Genomic DNA, 16,204 nt, shown 5'->3' on the forward strand with positions numbered 1-16,204 from the left:
GCCGGGGCTCGAGCGAGCCCTCAGGAGCGCTGCATGTTCTTCCTCGACAGCTCGAACCCGGCCGAGATCAAGGAGCTGTTCTCCTGGGGCGTGCTCGCTGGCGTGACCACGAACCCCCTCATCCTCTCGCGCGACGCGGGGTGCGTCGATCTCGAGCGGCGCATCCGCGAGGTGCTCGCGGCGTCGGCGGGGCCCGTGTCGGTCGAGCTGACGAGCGAGGACGAGGCGGCGATGCTCGACGAGGCGCGCCGCTATCACGCGTGGGCGCCCGAGCGGATCTGCATCAAGGTGCCGTTCGGCGACGTCGGCCTCAAGGTGACGCACGCCCTCGCGAAGCGCGGCGTGCGCACCAACGTCACGTGCGTGATGAGCTTCAACCAGGCGTACCTCGCGGCGCTCGCCGGCGGCGCGTACGTCTCGATCTTCAGCGGGCGCATCCGCGACATGGGCTACGCCGCGACCCCGATCATCGAGCGAGCGCGCGCGAGGCTCGATCGCGAGCGGCTGGGCGCCGAGATCATCGTCGGCTCGATCCGCCACCTCATGGACGTGAACGAGGCGCTCGATGCCGGCGCGCACGTCGTGACCGTGCCTCCCGCCATCTTGCGGGCGATGCTCCACAACCCGAAGACCGAGGAGACGATCCGCGAATTCAACGCCGCCTGGGAGAAGCGTGCTAAGTAGCCGCGCGTGAACGCCGAGCCCGGCCACGCGCGAGCAGACGCAGAAGACGGGGAAATCCGAGGGCCGCGCCCTCCCGAGAGCGACGACGCCCCGGGCCGCCGCTCGCCGCCCAGCGCCGCCCCGGAGGCCCTCGCCGGGCGCAAGTATGTGGTCGAGGAGGTGAACCGGGCCCTCGTCGCCGCAGCCGGCCGGCCGCGGACGGTGCTCGACGTCGGCTGCGGGATCGGGCTCAACGGCGCCGCCGTCAAGCGCACGGGCGCGCGCGTGACCGGGATCGAGATCGCGCCCGGCTCGCTCGCGCGCGCCGGCGAGGCGCTCGACGAGGTCCTCGCCGCCGACATCACGAGCGACGCCGCCGTGCGCGACGCGCTCGGCGACCGGCGCTTCGATCTCCTCCTGTTCGCGGACGTCCTCGAGCACACCGCCGACCCGCTGGCGGTGCTCTGCCGCTTCCTGCCCCACCTCGAGGAGGACGGCCACGTCATCGTCTCGCTCCCCAACGTCGCGGCCTGGCCGGTGCGCCTCGGCCTGCTCGCCGGGCGGTTCGACTACGAGCCGAGCGGCATCCTGGACGACGCGCACCTGCGCTTCTTCACGCGCGCGTCGGCCGTCCGGCTCGTCGAGCGCGCCGGGCTCGAGGTGCTCCGCGTCGAGCAGAACCCGATGCTCGTCCGCGCCGCCAAGGGGCTCATCCTCCGCGGCCTCGGCGCGGGCGACGACCCCACCGATCTCGGGGGCTCGCTCCCCTACAAGGCGTATCACGCGTTCGTCCGCCCGCTGGAAGACGTCGTCGCCGACCGCGCGCCCGGCCTCCTCGCGTTCCAGCACGTGATCGTCGCCAGGAAGCCGCCGCGCCCCCGCCGGATGCGGCTCACGGTCGGCATGCTCACGATGGATGAAGAGGAGAGCGTCGGCGCCATGATCGGCGAGATCAGGAAGGCCGCGCCCGACGCAGAGATCCTCTGCGTCGACAGCTCCACGAGGGACAAGACGCCAGAGATCGCGGCCCGGCTCGGGGCGCGCGTGCTCCGGCAGGTGCCGCCCCGCGGCCACGGCCCGGCCATGGAGCTCCTCATGTACAGCGCCGCCGCCCGGAGCGACCTGCTCATCTACCTGGATTGCGACTTCACCTATCCGGCCGAGAACATCCCCGAGCTCAGGCGCCTCATCGAGGAGGAGGGCGCCGACGTGGTGAACTGCGCGCGCACCCGCGCGAGGCCCGCGGCCATGCCGGTCCCGAACTACATCGCCAACCGCGCCTTTGCCGCCATGACGCACGCGATGCACGGCATCCCTACGTCGGACGTCCACAGCGGCATGCGCGCCTACCGCTGCTCGGTGATTCGCGCGTTCGATTTCGACGGCGAGGGCGACGCGTTGCCCATCGACACGCTGCTCTTCCCGGCAAAGTGCGGCTATCGTGTGGTGGAGATGCCCATCGAGTACAACGAGCGCGTCGGCACCTCGAAGCTGCGCAAGCTGGCTGGCACGGTGTGGACAATGATTCGCCTGCTGCGCGCGCTCCCCGTCGGCGCTCGGCTCGGCGACCGCTACGAGCGCCGCTAGGCGTCACGCCGCGCACCGCCAGGCGTCGCGCGCCTCCCCAAGTAGTACGTGAGTGTGGCGATGGCGACGCGGTGCGGCGTCACCGCGATCGCGTGGTCATCGCATTGCCGACGCCTATACTCCGCACCTTGCAATACCAGAGGAGGCAAGAGATGCGGTTTCTGATGGGTTTTTGCGTACTAGGTCTGTCCGCGCTGATCGGCGCGGCGACGGCAGCGGGGTGCGGGGGCGACGACGCCGGAGAGACGACCTCGAGCTCAACAGCGGGGACCGGCGGCGGGGCTCCCCGCGACTGCTCGCCGACGCACCCGACCTGCACGGCTGTCGCTTCGGAGTGTATTGCCGTCCACGACGATCAGGGCTCGACAAAGTTCGGTCTGCGGATGGCGCAGCTGACGGTCACGAAGCCCGACGTGCTCGCGCACGGCTATATCGCCAACCTCGTCGCCCAGGGGCTGACGATGAAGCTGCCCGTGTGCAACTTGAATGGCACCGGGACATTCTCCTGGTTGCTCGAGTTCGACACGGCGACCGGCAAGCTGCGCACCGGCGGCGCGATGCCCACGAACGACCCGCTCGCGGGCTACTGCTTCGCCAACATGACCGCCGGCGAGTTCGAGATCGCGCCCAAGGAGCTCGACGCCCCCCTGACCGACGGCGCATGGAGCGGCGCGGCCGACATCCTGAACGTCCCGATCTTCCTGGACACGGGCGCGGGAGACACGGCCACCGAGCCGATCGTCCTGCCCCTGCACCAGGTGCAGCTCACCGACGCGAAGCTGTCGACGGACAACAACTGCATTGGACGGTACAACCGCGAGGGGCTCGACCCGATGGACGCCTGCCTCCCCGGCCCGGACGGCGATCCCCCTGCGTTCATCAACGGCGGCAAGCTCACCGCGTTCATCACGCTGGAGGAGGTCGACCGGGTGATCATCCCCGGGATCGAGCAGAGCCTCTGTGTCGTGCTCTCGGGCGATATCGGAGAATACGGCACCGGTGAGACGCCCAATACCTGCAAGCGCGACGCGAGCGACAAGATCGTGCTGAAGGGCGACTGGTGCAGCGCGACGAACTCAGCCGCGACGGACGACTGCGCCGACGCCTATACGCTTGGCGGCGAGTATGCCGCGAGCGCCGTCAAGATTACCGGTCTCTGTCCGCCGTAGCGCTTGCGGGCGGCTCTCCGGGGAGCGTACGATTTGCCGTGGCGTCCTGAAGCCCGCGCCCAGCGAGCCCAGCGCTGCGGGTCGTGCTCCCCGGAGGGTTCCTTATGCCCCGCCTCATCAAGCATTTCTCCGCCATCCTTGTTCTCCTTGTCATCGCCGGGTGTGCCGCTTCCGGCGGCGGGTGCGCCGGCTGTGGAATGACCCCCCTCCCCGCCGGCTTCAAGCCCGCGGACCGCATCGAGAACGCCGGCTCGGCGCGGCTCACGCAGTCGGGCGTCCAGTTCCTCGAGCAGAACCTGGGTGTCCTCGGGCGCGCGCTGCTCGGGGGTGGAGAGAGCGGCGCGATCACGTTCTCCGTCCCCAGGTCCTCGGGCTCCGTTGCCCTCGGGGCCATCGATTACACGCTCTGCCCGGACGGGGCCGATCCTTCAGCGACTCCCCCGAGGTGCGTGGCCGAGATCGACGCGGGGCGCGCGGCGCTGCAAATCCAGCCCAAGACGCCGCACAACCTGATCGTCCGGGGGCCTCTGCCGGTGCGCCTGCAGAGCCTGCCCATCTTCCTGGACGGCGGCCTCCTGGGCGAAAGCACCCAGTACGTCACCCTCAACGGCAACGACGTCTGCCCGCCCGAGGAGCAGACCTTCACGAACATCGATGTCGAGATCGAGCTCTCGATCGAAATCGACGTCAATCCACAGCACTCGCGGCAGGGCTACTCGCGCGTCAAGGTCGCCCGGCTCTCGATCGACGAGGACCAGCTCGTGTCGAGCCTGCACCTCGACTGCGGAGGCACGTGGGTCGGCGATGCGCTGGATTTCGTGAAGCCGATCATCACGAGCTTCATGGGATCCATGTCCAAGGCGCTGAAGGCCCAGCTCGACCAGCAGCTCTGTCAGAAGGCGGATCCGACGCAGGACCCGGCCTGCCCCGACGGCACGAACGACATCGGCGGCGTCTGCCGCTACGGCACGCACGCGAGCGACGAGTGCGCCTCGATGCTGCTCGGCGTCGAGGGCCACATCGATCTCGGCCGGCTGCTCGCGAGCATCTCCCCCGGCACGCAGGGCGGGTTCGACCTCCTGCTCGCCGGCGGCGGCACGAGCGAGCGAGACGACGGCTCCGATCTCGCGTGGGGCGACCTCAACCCCGTCGACAACGGGCTCACCCTCGGCCTTTACGGTGGCGCCGAGCCGGTGCCGACATCGAAATGTGTGCCGCTGTCGAACATGGCGCTCCCGGCGGGCATCCCGATCCCCGATGAGCTCGTCGCCAACACGGTCTCCGACTGGCCAGCCGACCTTCCCGGCCCCCACGTCGGTCTCGCGATCTCCGAGCGCTTCGTGAATTATGCCATGAACGGTCTCTACAATAGCGGCCTGCTCTGTCTCGGGATCTCCACGGAGACGGTGCCTCTCCTCAACTCCGGCACGCTGGGTCTGCTGGCCCCTTCCGCAAAGGATCTCACGCTGCAGCGCGAGTCGCAGCAGGTCGCGGTCGTCATCCGCCCGCAGGCGCCGCCTCGGGTCACCTTCGGTCACGGCACGAACGGGAGCGACGACCCGCTGATCCGTATCCAGCTGGAGCGGGCGAGCTTCGATTTCTACGTCTGGTCGCTCGACAGGTTCATCCGGTTCATGACGGCGACGTTCGACGTCGATGTACCCATGAACCTCGCGGTCACCCCCGAGGGGCTCACCCCGGTGATCGCGGCGCTCAAGGTCGAGAACGGCGAGGTGACGAACCACGAGCTGCTCCGGGAGAACCCCGAGTCCATCGCGGACGCGCTGGGAGGACTCCTCAGCGGTCAGCTCGGGCAGCTGATCGGCGGCGGCATCCCGGCGATCGATCTCGACGGGCCGCTGTCGGCGCTCGGGCTCTCGCTGATCCTCCCGGAGTCGGCCGAGGGCGCGGGCTCCCCCGGGCTGCGGAAGCTCACGAAGGGGGAGGACAACTACCTCGGGATCTTCGCGGCGTTCGGCACGACGGCGCAGCAGCGCTCGCTGAAGAGCGACACGCAGGCCGAGCTCAGCCGCAAGGAGGTGCGCGCCGAGGGGCTCCGCCTGCCGACGATGACCCGCGACAACGGGCCGACGGCGCGGCTCGTCATGAGCTCGCCGCTCGACGACGGCACGCGGGCCGTCGAGTATTCGTACCGCATCGACAGCGGCGCGTGGCGCCCGTTCACGCGCGAGCGCATCGTCGACCTGCGCGACGACTGGCTGCGGCTCCCGGGGCGCCACGTGATCTCGGTGCGATCGCGGATCGCGGGCGCCCCCCTGTCGCTCGACCCCACGCCGGCGACGGTGGAGATGGTTGTCGACGTCGATCCGCCGGTCATCTCGGTCGGCGCCGCGGTGGACGGCCGGGCGCCGCTCGAGGTGCGCGACCGGGTCTCGGACGCCGCGCGCGCGAAGGTGCGCGTGCGGCTCGACGACGGCGCGTGGTCGCCCTGGTCGACGGCGGCGGAGACGACCTCGGTGGACGTCGGCGACGCGGTCGACATCGAGGTCGAGGCCGTGGACGAGGAGGGGAACCTCGGCACGGCGCGGCAGGCGATCCTCCGCGGCCGGTTCCCCGTCGACCCGTCGGCCGGCTGCGGCTGCGTCGTGGCTGGCGGCGCCGGCGAGGGGCCGTCGGGCGGCCGCTGGCTCGCCCTCGCGGTCGCGGCGGCGGCGGCCTTGCGGCTCGCGCGGCGCGGCGGCGCCCGGGGATCGTCGCCGCGCCTCGCCGCGCGTCGAGGCGCGCGCGGCGTGAAGGGCGCGCTGACCGGGGTCGCCGTCGTCGCGCTCCTCGGCTCGCACGCCGGATGCTCGTGCAGCGAAGAGCCGGAGGTGGAAGCGCGGTGCGTCGCGCCCGACTGCATCGCGCTGGAGCACGGGCTCATCGGGGCGTACACGTCGGTCGCGGTCGCCCCCGACAAGCGCACGGTCTGGGTCGCCGGCTACGCGGAGGCCGACTGGCAGAACGCGTTCCAGTGGGGCGACCTCGTGGTCGGCGCGTGGGACGGCGAGGCGGTCGCGTGGGAAGCGATCGACGGCGTGCCCGCCGAGCCGCCGGTCGACCCGGCCAAGTTCGACGTGAGCGGGTTCCGAGGGGGTCAGACCGACCCTGGCGACGACGTCGGCCTCTGGACCTCCATCGCGGTGGGTCCGGGCGGCGAGCCGGCGGTGGCCTACTACGACCGCACGAACCGCGCGCTCAAGTTCGCGCAGCGGCAGGGCGACACGTGGGCGGTGAGCTTCGTGCAGCAGGGGCCGAGCAGCGACATCGGCCGCTACGCGAAGCTGCTCTTCGTGAAGGAGCTGCCCGTCATCGCCTACCTCGCGATGGAGCCGGGCGAGGACGGCGCGGTCACGTCGAGCGTCCGGATCGCGACCGGCGAGAGCGCCACGCCCGGGGAGGGCGAATGGCGGTTCGAGGACGCGGCGAAGGACGAGGCGACGCCGTGCCGCGCGTTCCTCTGCGGCGCCGGGGCCAAGTGCATCCGGACCACGGGGCGCTGCGTGACGCCGCTCGCGGGCGGCGACTGCGAGCCGGGGTGCGCCTCCGGGCAGGCGTGCATCGACGACGGCGGCTCGCCGGTGTGCGCCGGGATCTCCGACGGCAGCCGGCTGGAGACGTACCCCGAGGCGATCGGCGACTACATCGCGATGGCGCCCGACGCCGCGGGCGGGTTCGGCCTTGCGTTCTACGATCGCATCCACGGCGACGTGGTGATCGCGTCGAAGTCGATGGGGGCGTGGGAGACCCGCATCGTGGACGGCGCGGCGCCGGACGGGACGGACACGGGCGACGTGGGCATGGGGACGTCGCTGTTCATCGATCGCGCGGGGGACTGGCACCTCGCCTACGCGGACGGCCGCTCCGAGGGGCTGCGCTACGCGCGGGTGAAGGGCGGCACGGAGGTCGAGCCGTCCGAGGTGGCGGACGACGGGCTCGGGATCGAGGGCGTCCCCTTCGAGGACGGGCAGCACCTCATCGGCGACGACGCGAACGTGTTCGTGACGGCGGCCGGTGAGGTGCGCATCAGCTACCAGGACGCGACGAGCGGGACCCTGCGGCTCGCGATCGGGACGAAGAGCGGCGACGGCCACAGCTGGCTCGTCCAGGCGATCGAGCAGGAGGGGTTCGCCGGCGCCTTCTCGCGGATCGTGGAGGTGGATGGGCAGCTGCTCATCGCGAACTGGTGGCGCGTCGGCGGACGGACCACGAAGGGGGACGTGGCGCTCGTCGCTCCCTGAAGGGCGCGCCGGAGGGCGAGCCCCCGGGCCGCGGGACGACGGGGGCGCCGTGCGCGGCGTCTCCCGTGGAGCGCCCGGCCGACGGATCGCCGTCGAGCAGGCGATCCTGCGACTGGGTATGCTCTCGGCTCGGCGCGACCAGGGCGCGGGTGCGTCTTCTGCGAGGATCAGCAGGCAGAGCGGAGCGTCACAGGAAAGGCTTAGGACGATGAGAGCGACGGAACGAACGAGCAGCAAGGCGGTGAGCAACGCATCCCCTCCGCCGGCCGGTGGAGCGCAGGACGAGGCCGGCGCGCCCGCACGGCGCGCCGCGCGCCGGCGGCGGATCGGCATCCCGCTCTCTCTGTGGCTGTTCCCCGCCGCGTCGGCCGTCGTGGCGCTGCACCTCGCCGGGTGCTGGCCGCTGTCCTACGCCGAGGATTGCAAGGAAGACCCGAGGTACTGCCCCTCCGAAACGACGGGCGGCGGCAGCGACCCCGCCCCCACGTGCGAGCCGGACCCGACCCAGGATGCGAGCACGGTGGTGGACCGGTGCGCGGTGTTCGCGAGCGCGAGCGCGGAGTCCGGAGGAGACGGGACGAAGGCGCAGCCGTACGCGTCGCTCTCGGAGGCGATCGCGAACGCGAACGGCAAGCGGGTGCTGGCATGCGCGAGCAGAGCGTTCGAGGAGAGCGTCACGATCAATGCGGCCGTCGAGGTGATCGGCGGCTTCGACTGCGACGCAGACTGGACGTGGAGCCAGGCGGCGCGGAGCGCGATCGCGGGGCCCGCGAACAAGGTGGCGCTCACGCTGACGGACAGCGCGGGCGGGACACAGGTGCGGAGCTTCACGATCAGCGCGGCCAGCGCGACGGTGCCGGGCGGGTCGTCGATCGGCGTGGCGGTCGCGAACGTCGAGGCCGCGCTGACGGACGTCGACGTGATCGCAGGCAGCGGGATGGACGGCGCGAACGGCGAGACGCCGCCGGTCGCGCAGGGTGGCGCGAACGCGCTGGAGGAGGTCTCGAGCGCGTGCCTCGTGGCGGTCTACAGCGGACAGCCGGGCGTGACGACGTGCGAGGACGGTGAAACGAGCGGCGGCGTCGGCGGCGAGGGCGGACAGCCCACTGAAGATGAGGGGCGCGGGCAGAACGGTGGCGACGGCACGCCTCCGGCGGCCTCTCCGACCGAGCTCGGCCTCGGCGGCATCGGACACGGACAGACGGGAGAGACGGGAGAGACGACCGAGTGCCGGGGCGGTGCGAACGGCGCAAGGGGCGCCGCCGGCGAACCTGGCACGGCGGGCGTCAGCACCACGCTGACGCTGGCGACCATCACCGGAGGTGACGGCGGCGCGGGCATCAGCGGGTCGCGCGGTCAAGGCGGCGGTGGCGGCGGTGGCGCGAAAGCAGGACGTTTCTGCATGTCCGGCGGTGGCGGCCGCATCGACGGCGTCGGCGCCAGCGGCGGTGGCGGCGGGGCCGGCGGCTGCGGCGGAAAGGGTGGCGGCGGCGGCAAGGCCGGCGGGTCGAGCGTCGGGATCCTCAGCCTGGGGACCCAGCTGGCGCTGATCGACGTGACCATCGCCGTCGGCAAGGCGGGCAATGGAGGCGAGGGCGGAGGCGGAAGCCCCGGAGGCGAGGGCGGCACCGGGGGCAAGGGAGGGGCCCGTGTCGCGGTGTCCGGCTCGCTTCCGGGTTGCATGGGAGGCAATGGCGGGGCAGGCGGCGATGGCGGGGCGGGCGGCGGAGGCCGAGGCGGCCACGCGGTGGGCATCGCCTACAAGGTCACGCCGATCGCCGCGGCCTCCGAGGTGCCGTTCACAGCAGGTACGGCTGGCAAGGGCGGCTCCCCCGGGGCCGGCGGCCTCGACGACCGCGCCGGCACGGACGGGGTGAGCGGCGCGTGCTGGGATTTCGCCAGCAACACGAGCTGCCCGCAGCCGTGATCGGCGCCGCAGCGCCGTCAGGCGCTCAGGGACACCGCGCGGATCTCCGCCGTCGCCGGGCCGCTCACGCGCGCGCGCTCCGCGGCCACGAGCTCGAGGAGCTCTTGCCGGGTCGCCTGCCCGCTCTCGAGCAGCGCGCGCATCGCGCCGTCCACGCAGCCCTTCACCCGCGCCAGGCGGGGAGCGCTCTCCCCGCCTTCCCGCGCGGTCAGCATGTCGTGCAGCATCCGCCTGAGCCCCGCCATCGCTTCGGTCTTCGAGCGCATCGCCATCACCTCGCCCGATCGGCCTAGCGGGGGCGGCGCGATCTGGCCAAGTTTCAGGCGCGCGGCAGCTTGCCCAGCGCGAGATCCGCGGCGTCGCGCTCGATCCCCGCGAGCGCGACGCCGGGGCCCTTGCGTGGGACGAGCACCACGCGGCAGCGGCCGCGGGTCGCCGTCTCCAGGTGGGACAGCCCGAAGTCGAGCGCCGCGCCGAAGGCGAAGACGAGCGCGCCCATGCCGAGCAGCTCCGGCGAGCCCGCGCGCGCGCCGTCGACGAGCAGCGACACGCCGAGGTACGTCCCCAGCCCCAGCGCCACGAGCCCCGCGTAGAGGGCGAGCCGCGGGTAGCGCACCTCGCGCGTCGCGCGGAGGAGCGCCTCGACCGGGATGTACGTCTCCCGCTCCCGCAGCGTCCGGCCGAACAGCTCGGTCCGGCTCCGCACGGTCACGCCCTTCGAGCTGATCTCCAGCGCGGCGGGCCGGCGGTACCGCAGGAGGAAGCGCCCGGCGAGCTGGAGGACGTGCATCACGAGCAGGATGCCGGTCGCCGCCAGCAGCACGAGCGCCACCGGCCCGCGCGGCGGCGACGACAGCTCGCCCGCGAGCCGCCCCGGCGCCCCGCCGTCGTGCTCCGGCGCCCACCGCTCGCCCCCAGCCGCCCCGGCGCCCTCCTGCGCGGCCCCGCTGGCGCTCGGCGCGCGGCTCGGCCGCCTGACGGCGGACAGCGCGTCGCGCAGCAGCGAGCGCACGATCGGATCGCGCACCTCGTCCACGAGCGCCGCAGCCTCGGCGCGCGCATCGGGCGAGGTGCTCCCCCGCAGCGCCGCCGCGGCGATGATCGCGCCCGCCCGGCCGAGCAGCGGCAGCGCGCCCTGGTCGGCGCGCCGTACCAGCGCGGCGATCGAGCGCCAGAGGCCCGCGGCGCGCTCGCCCAGCGCGGCATCCAGGGCGGTCAGCGCGTCGACGGACGTGTACGTCGCCAGCCAGACGAGCGCCTCGGCGACGCGCCCCTCCGCCTCCGGCCCGTCGGGCGGCGAGAGCGCGACCCCGCGCGCGAGGAGCGTGGCCAGGAGCACCCGGGTCGCGCTCCCCGCGCCCTCGCTCGTGCCGCGCTCGAGCGCCCGGACCACGTTGCCGAACCGGGTCTCGGCGTCGGCGACCGACAGGCCCGCCCGGTCGACGAGCTCCGCGAGCCCGCCCTCCAGGGTCGTCCGCCGCTCGTCCGCGGCGGCAAAGGCCGCCGTGTGGACGACCCGCGCGAGGTCGTCGCCGTGAGGGTGTCCGGCAAGCTCATCGAGCACGGCGTAAGGAGAGTGTTCGGGCGTCATCGGCGCGGGCTGGTCGGATTAACTGAACGCCGCCGCTTTGGCTAGTGTTCCGCGCGGCCCGGGTGGCGCTCCGCCCCCCGGCGCGCCCGCCCCCGCCCCGCCCCGGACCCGCGCGCTACGGCTTCCGCGCGCCGCCCTGCTCCACGAGCGCCTTCTCCACGAAGCCCATGATCAGCTTGAGCTGCCGGTTCGTGACGTGGAGCTTCGACCAGATGACCTTCCCGTCGGTGCTGAAGGCGATCTCATCCACCACGTCGATCCTCGTGATCCCGAGGTCGATGGTCCGGAGCGCATTCAAGGTCTTCGTGAGCTCTTGCGCGTGAGCCAGCGCATCTTCAGGGGTTGCGTCGCCCGCCGTGAGGGCGAGGTCCGCGCCCCCGTCCTTGGTCGGCGTGACCGTGAGCCGCATCCACGCCAGGCTGCGCGGGACCGCGTGGACGCCACGGAAGGCGTTCGCCGGCGTGAGCATCGAGATGACGATGCCCGCGGCCGAAGATTTGTTGAAGCCTTTCATGGACTTCAACTTGGACAGCTGATCTTCTTCAGCAGCGGGAAGGACCACGAGGAGCCGCCGGTTCGGGACCATCGCGAAGATGCGCTTGCTGCGGTCGGCGGTGGCCCGGGCGGCGGGGACGGGGGCGTCTTCGATCCACGCGCCGTTCGAGCGTTGCACGATGACGTCGACCGCCGCGCGCATCGTCTCCTCGGGCGCGCGGTAGTCCATGACGGCGACGACCTTGCTGGAGTCGCGGAGCTGCGGCCCAGCGATGAGGAGGTGGTCGATGTCCCGGATCGGGTCGACGGCGGTGTCGCTGAAGAAGGACTGCCACTGGGGGATGGTCGTCAGGATCCGGCCGAACCACGCGCCGAGCTCGTGGTTGCGGAGCCGGTCGCCGGCGATGAGCACCTGGACGTTCGGGTCCTTCGACGCGAGCTTGCCCGGCGCGCCCGCGGCGCTCAGCGGGGTGCGGATGTCCGGGTGGTCGCCGTCGTCCTCCGTGCCCCCGTCGCCTGACGCGTCCGGGCCCGCGTCGCCCGGCGGCCTGCGGCGCGGTCTTTCGGGCGCGCCCGCGTCGGGCGCCTCCGGCGCGGCGCTCGCCGACGCGGCGGGCGGCGTCGCGGGCGGCGGCGTCGCGGGCGCCGCTGCGCCCGCTCCGGAAGGCGCCGCCTCGCCGCCGCTCGCGGAGGGCGCCGCCGCGACCGCGCTGGGGTCGTCCGCGAGGAGGTCGAGATCGATCGGCACGATCGTCTCGCCGGCGTCGTAGTCGGCCAGCTCGCCCCGGAGCGCGAACATGGCGTCGAGCCACGCGAACAGCGGGGTCGGGAACAGGGGCAGGTGCAGGAGCGCAGCGACGAAGGCCGCGGTGATGAGCGCGCGCCTCGATGCGGCGCGAACGAGCGGGACAACCCCGGTGCCACGGCCCACGCGCTGGGCCTCCGTCGTGTTGTTCAAGCCACGCCCCGGGGTCCGTTCCGCCACGGCGGTACCCTAGCAGCAGCCGTCCGAACGGCATCCGAGGCCCGGAGCGCGGCCACACCGCGCGTCGCGGCCGCGTGGCACGTCGTTCGCTCGGGCGATGATCATGCGATGTCGCCTGCCCCGGCGTCCGCTGTCGCGAGCTTGAGGGGCGCGCGCTCCGCAGAGAAGTGGATCGACACGTGAGCGACCAGGTACTAAGACCGCCGAGCCGACCCGACCCTACGGGTCGATCATCAGACCGCGAGGATCGGGAAGGCCGGTCCTCGCCCAACGCTGTGGATGCGATGAACCGCTCTCAGGCGCCCGGCCCCCGCGGGCAGAAGGACCCCGCTCGATCGCACGGCAGCGGCAATGTCCGCACCGACGACCTGCGGAACCCGCAACCTGCGCCGGGCGCCGGACGCTCCGGGGGCGGCGTCGTGCGCACCTCGATCGCCTCGAGCGCGCTCGGGTTCATCGCCGCGGCGGCCTTCGCCGGCACCGCGGCGTGGGCGAGCGGCTGCCAGGGTGAGGCCCCTCCCGGCCCCTCCACCGAAGGCAACGCGCCGCCTCAACGGACGACGTCCCTCCCCCGCCCCGCGCCCACGTCCTCCGCGCGCGTCGCCGCGTCCGCCGAGGCTCCCAAGGAGACCGCGACCGCCGCGCCCACCGAGACGCCGGAGCCGCCCGCGCCCGACAAGCCCTACACGGGGCCGCTGCTCGGCTCGATCGTGCCGCAGGCTGCGGTCTATCCGACGATGGAGTTCAGCAAGCAGCGGCTCGGGTACATCCGGCTCGGCGGCAAGGTGCCGGTCGATCCGAAGCCGATCAAGGGCGGGAGCTGCGCCAAGGGCTGGTACCGCCTCCTCGACGGCGGCTACGTCTGCGGGAGGTCGGCCACGACGGACCTGTCGAACCCGCAGGTCCGCCTCGGCATCACGCCGCCGAACCTCGACGACGTCCTCCCGTACAAGTACGCGTTCAACACGACGCACGGCACGCCGCTCTACCGCTCGGTCCCCTCGAAGGACGAGATGACGCGCTACGAGCCGTACCTCGATTCCGCGAAGCGCAAGAGGAAGGAAGAGGAGAAGCAGCGCGCCGAGGCGCTCTACGAGGAGACCGAGAAGGAGGTCGCCGCGGCGGCCGCCGCTCGCGCCGAGGCGGCCGCGAACCCCGCGCCGGTGGCCGCGGTCGCCGCGGATCCGGCAGCGGTCGAGGACAAGGCGGCGGCCGTCGCCGCGGCCGCGTCGCTCGGCATCGCTCCGGCGCCGGCCGAGGAGGAGCCCGAGAAGCCCTGGTGGGAGAACGTCGACGACAAGGGCAGGCCGCTCAACGTCACGCTCGCCGATCTCGACAAGGACGCCGACTCGACGGTCGCGAAGCGGATGGTCAAGGGCTTCTTCGTCGCGGTCGACAAGACCTTCGGCTGGAACGGCCGCAGCTGGTACAAGACGACCGCGGGCCTCGTCGCGCCGAGCGACCGCATGTACATCATCAAGCCGCCGGCCTCGCAGGGCATCGATTTCCCCGAGGGCGCGAAGTCGGTCGGCTTCATCCTCGCGAAGTCGGCGAGCAAGTACCAGTTCGACGCCGAGAAGAAGTCCGTCTCCGTCGCCGGCTCGCTCGAGCGCTTCGCGGCGTTCGGCCTCACGGGCGAGAGCCACACCCACAAGTCGACGGTCTACCGGAAGACCACCGAGGGCTGGTGGATGAAGGGCGCCGACGGCACGTACACAGATCTCGGCGCCCCGCCGCCGGATCTCGCGCCGGGCGAGAAGTGGCTCGACGTGAACCTGACGCGCAAGACGCTGGTCGCGGTCGAGGGCGACAAGCCCATCTTCGCGGCGCTCGTCTCGCCGGGGAGGCGCTCGAAGGACAAGAAGAAGGACCACCCGACGCACACGGGGGTGTTCCGCATCCGCGAGAAGCACATCGCGACCACGATGGACGGCGACGGCACGGTCGCGGGCGATCTGCCGTACAGCATCGAGGACGTGCCGTTCGTCGCGTACTACGACGGCTCGTACGCACTCCACGGCGCCTTCTGGCACGGGAACTTCGGCCGCGAGATGAGCCACGGCTGCGTGAACCTCTCGCCGCTCGACGCGAAGAAGGTCTTCTTCTGGAGCGAGCCCAGGCTCCCGCGCGGCTGGCACGGGGTCTGGGCCACCCCGGAGAACCGCGGCACGCTCGTATCCATCCACGAGTGAGCGGCCGCACGCGGAGCGGCCGCAGACGAGGGCGCGAGGCCGTGTACGGCCCCACGGAGCGGGCCGCGCGCGGAGCGGACGAGCGGCCTGACCGGGCGCTCGACGATGCATGGGGATGCATGGGGACGAGCGCGCGCCTGCGCTGGGCCTCGCCTCTCCCGGTCGCGTCGAGCCCGCCCGCCTGCCGCCCTGCCTCCGCCAGCTGCCGGAAATCCGGGCGGGTCATGCTCGGAACAGCTTGAACGGTCGCTTTAAGGGGGCTCCCTCTTGACTCGGGGCTCCCCTTCGCACACTTGTGGAGCCGCCATGGACCAGTTCTCGGCGCACCTCGACCGCGGGTGGGATCTCGTCCAGCGCGGGGACACGCGCGGAGCAGAGGCGTCGGCCCGGCGGGCGCTCGAGCTCGATCCGAACTCGCCGGAGGCTCACAACCTGCTCGGCTTCGTCGCCGCCCTCGAGGGTGAGGGCGAGGAGGCCATCGAGGCGTACCGCCAGGCGATCGCCCTCGACGACACCTACCTGGAGGCGATGCTCAACGCCGCCGAGGTGTACATCCACCCGCTCGGCGATTTCGATCAGGCGATCGAGATGTGCGACCAGGCGCTGGATTTGGCCGAGGTCGACGAGGAGATCATCGACGCGCTCCTCTTGAAGTTCGACGCGCTCCTCGGCAAGGGCGATCTCGACGAGGCGGCCCAGGTCGCGGCGAAGATCCCCGAGGGCCCCTACGACAACCCGAACCACACCTTCCTCGTGGGCCGCGCCTTCTACGAGATCGGCCAGGCGGACAAGGCCGCCACGCTCATCGAGGAGGCGGCGCTCAAGGATCCGCGGCACGCCGAGGCCCATTACTACCTCGGCCTCATCCGCGACGAGCGGGGCGATGTCCGCGGCGCGACGCAGGCCTTCCTGCGCTCGCGCGAGCTCGACGTCGAGCTCGGCATGCCCCCCTGGGCGCCGAGCCGCGACGGCTTCGTGACGCTGGCACAGAAGACGGTCGCCGCGCTCAACCCCGTGCTCCGGCGCTACGTCGAGGGAGCGGAGCTCTACATCTCCGACGTGCCCGGGATGGAGCTCGTGGCCGAAGGCGTCGACCCGCGCGCGCTGGTCCTCCTGGACGGCCTCAACGCCGACGAGCGCGAGCGGGGCCTCCGCGGCAGCGCCGACGTCCACCCGTGCGCGCGGGTCTTCGTCTACGCCCTCAACGTCGCGCGCCTCGCGGGCAGCATCGAGGCGCTGGAGCGCGAGATCAACCTGGCGCTGGAGCGCGAGATCACCGCGACGTTCCTCGAAGCCGAGCAGAACGAGCGGACCGAGAAAGAGCTCAACTGATCGGACGCGGGCGCTCTCCCGC

General features: G+C 72.4%; 10 protein-coding genes. 7 read left to right on the plus strand and 3 right to left on the minus strand.

From position 1 onward, the window contains the following. The first annotated feature begins 33 nt into the window (after window positions 1-33). The 5 genes from WME90_RS18640 to WME90_RS18660 all read left to right on the plus strand — a co-directional run bounded on the left by WME90_RS18640 (window position 34) and on the right by WME90_RS18660 (window position 9,587). Window positions 34-684 (plus strand): transaldolase family protein, encoded by a 651-nt coding sequence (locus WME90_RS18640; RefSeq protein WP_437282501.1) that lies wholly within the window; start codon window positions 34-36, stop codon window positions 682-684. Window positions 685-690: 6 nt separating this feature from the next. Beyond that, entirely contained in the window at window positions 691-2,250 is a 1,560-nt protein-coding gene (locus WME90_RS18645) for a methyltransferase domain-containing protein (protein ID WP_437282502.1), read from the plus strand. Window positions 2,251-2,402: 152 nt separating this feature from the next. Further along, window positions 2,403-3,419, plus strand: coding sequence for a hypothetical protein (locus tag WME90_RS18650; protein WP_437282503.1), 1,017 nt, complete (start codon window positions 2,403-2,405; stop codon window positions 3,417-3,419). Between the two features lie 104 nt (window positions 3,420-3,523). Next, window positions 3,524-7,660: a hypothetical protein gene (locus WME90_RS18655; protein ID WP_437282504.1), complete on the plus strand. Its 4,137-nt coding sequence runs from the start codon at window positions 3,524-3,526 to the stop codon at window positions 7,658-7,660. Between the two features lie 241 nt (window positions 7,661-7,901). After that, window positions 7,902-9,587: a hypothetical protein gene (locus tag WME90_RS18660; RefSeq protein ID WP_437282505.1), complete on the plus strand. Its 1,686-nt coding sequence runs from the start codon at window positions 7,902-7,904 to the stop codon at window positions 9,585-9,587. Between the two features lie 17 nt (window positions 9,588-9,604). On the opposite strand, the gene WME90_RS18665 is transcribed toward WME90_RS18660, so the two are convergent. The 3 genes from WME90_RS18665 to WME90_RS18675 all read right to left on the minus strand — a co-directional run bounded on the left by WME90_RS18665 (window position 9,605) and on the right by WME90_RS18675 (window position 12,658). Further along, complete coding sequence (locus tag WME90_RS18665) at window positions 9,605-9,853, minus strand: hypothetical protein (protein ID WP_437282506.1); 249 nt, start codon at window positions 9,851-9,853, stop codon at window positions 9,605-9,607. Between the two features lie 53 nt (window positions 9,854-9,906). Next, the gene (locus tag WME90_RS18670; RefSeq protein WP_437282507.1) at window positions 9,907-11,178 is read right to left on the minus strand and encodes a hypothetical protein; all 1,272 of its coding nucleotides are present in this window, start codon (window positions 11,176-11,178) and stop codon (window positions 9,907-9,909) included. A 115-nt stretch (window positions 11,179-11,293) separates the two neighbouring features. Further along, window positions 11,294-12,658 (minus strand): hypothetical protein, encoded by a 1,365-nt coding sequence (locus WME90_RS18675; protein WP_437282508.1) that lies wholly within the window; start codon window positions 12,656-12,658, stop codon window positions 11,294-11,296. Window positions 12,659-12,942: 284 nt separating this feature from the next. On the opposite strand from WME90_RS18675, the gene WME90_RS18680 reads away from it, so the two are divergent. Both WME90_RS18680 and WME90_RS18685 read left to right on the plus strand, forming a co-directional pair. Beyond that, entirely contained in the window at window positions 12,943-14,850 is a 1,908-nt protein-coding gene (locus tag WME90_RS18680) for a L,D-transpeptidase (protein WP_437282509.1), read from the plus strand. Between the two features lie 306 nt (window positions 14,851-15,156). Further along, complete coding sequence (locus WME90_RS18685) at window positions 15,157-16,182, plus strand: tetratricopeptide repeat protein (RefSeq protein WP_437282510.1); 1,026 nt, start codon at window positions 15,157-15,159, stop codon at window positions 16,180-16,182. The last annotated feature ends 22 nt before the right edge of the window (window positions 16,183-16,204 follow it).

The sequence above is a fragment of the Sorangium sp. So ce375 genome (assembly GCF_051473855.1).
In the GTDB taxonomy this organism is placed as follows: Bacteria; Myxococcota_A; Polyangia; order Polyangiales; family Polyangiaceae; genus Sorangium.

Coding starts and splice junctions, on each gene's coding strand:
- WME90_RS18685 (WP_437282510.1), top strand. CDS start 15,157: ATGGACCAGTTCTCGGCGCACCTCGACCGCGGGTGGGATCTCGTCCAG.
- WME90_RS18680 (WP_437282509.1), top strand. CDS start 12,943: ATGAACCGCTCTCAGGCGCCCGGCCCCCGCGGGCAGAAGGACCCCGCT.
- WME90_RS18650 (WP_437282503.1), top strand. CDS start 2,403: ATGCGGTTTCTGATGGGTTTTTGCGTACTAGGTCTGTCCGCGCTGATC.
- WME90_RS18655 (WP_437282504.1), top strand. CDS start 3,524: ATGCCCCGCCTCATCAAGCATTTCTCCGCCATCCTTGTTCTCCTTGTC.
- WME90_RS18670 (WP_437282507.1), bottom strand. CDS start 11,178: ATGACGCCCGAACACTCTCCTTACGCCGTGCTCGATGAGCTTGCCGGA.
- WME90_RS18665 (WP_437282506.1), bottom strand. CDS start 9,853: ATGCGCTCGAAGACCGAAGCGATGGCGGGGCTCAGGCGGATGCTGCAC.
- WME90_RS18640 (WP_437282501.1), top strand. CDS start 34: ATGTTCTTCCTCGACAGCTCGAACCCGGCCGAGATCAAGGAGCTGTTC.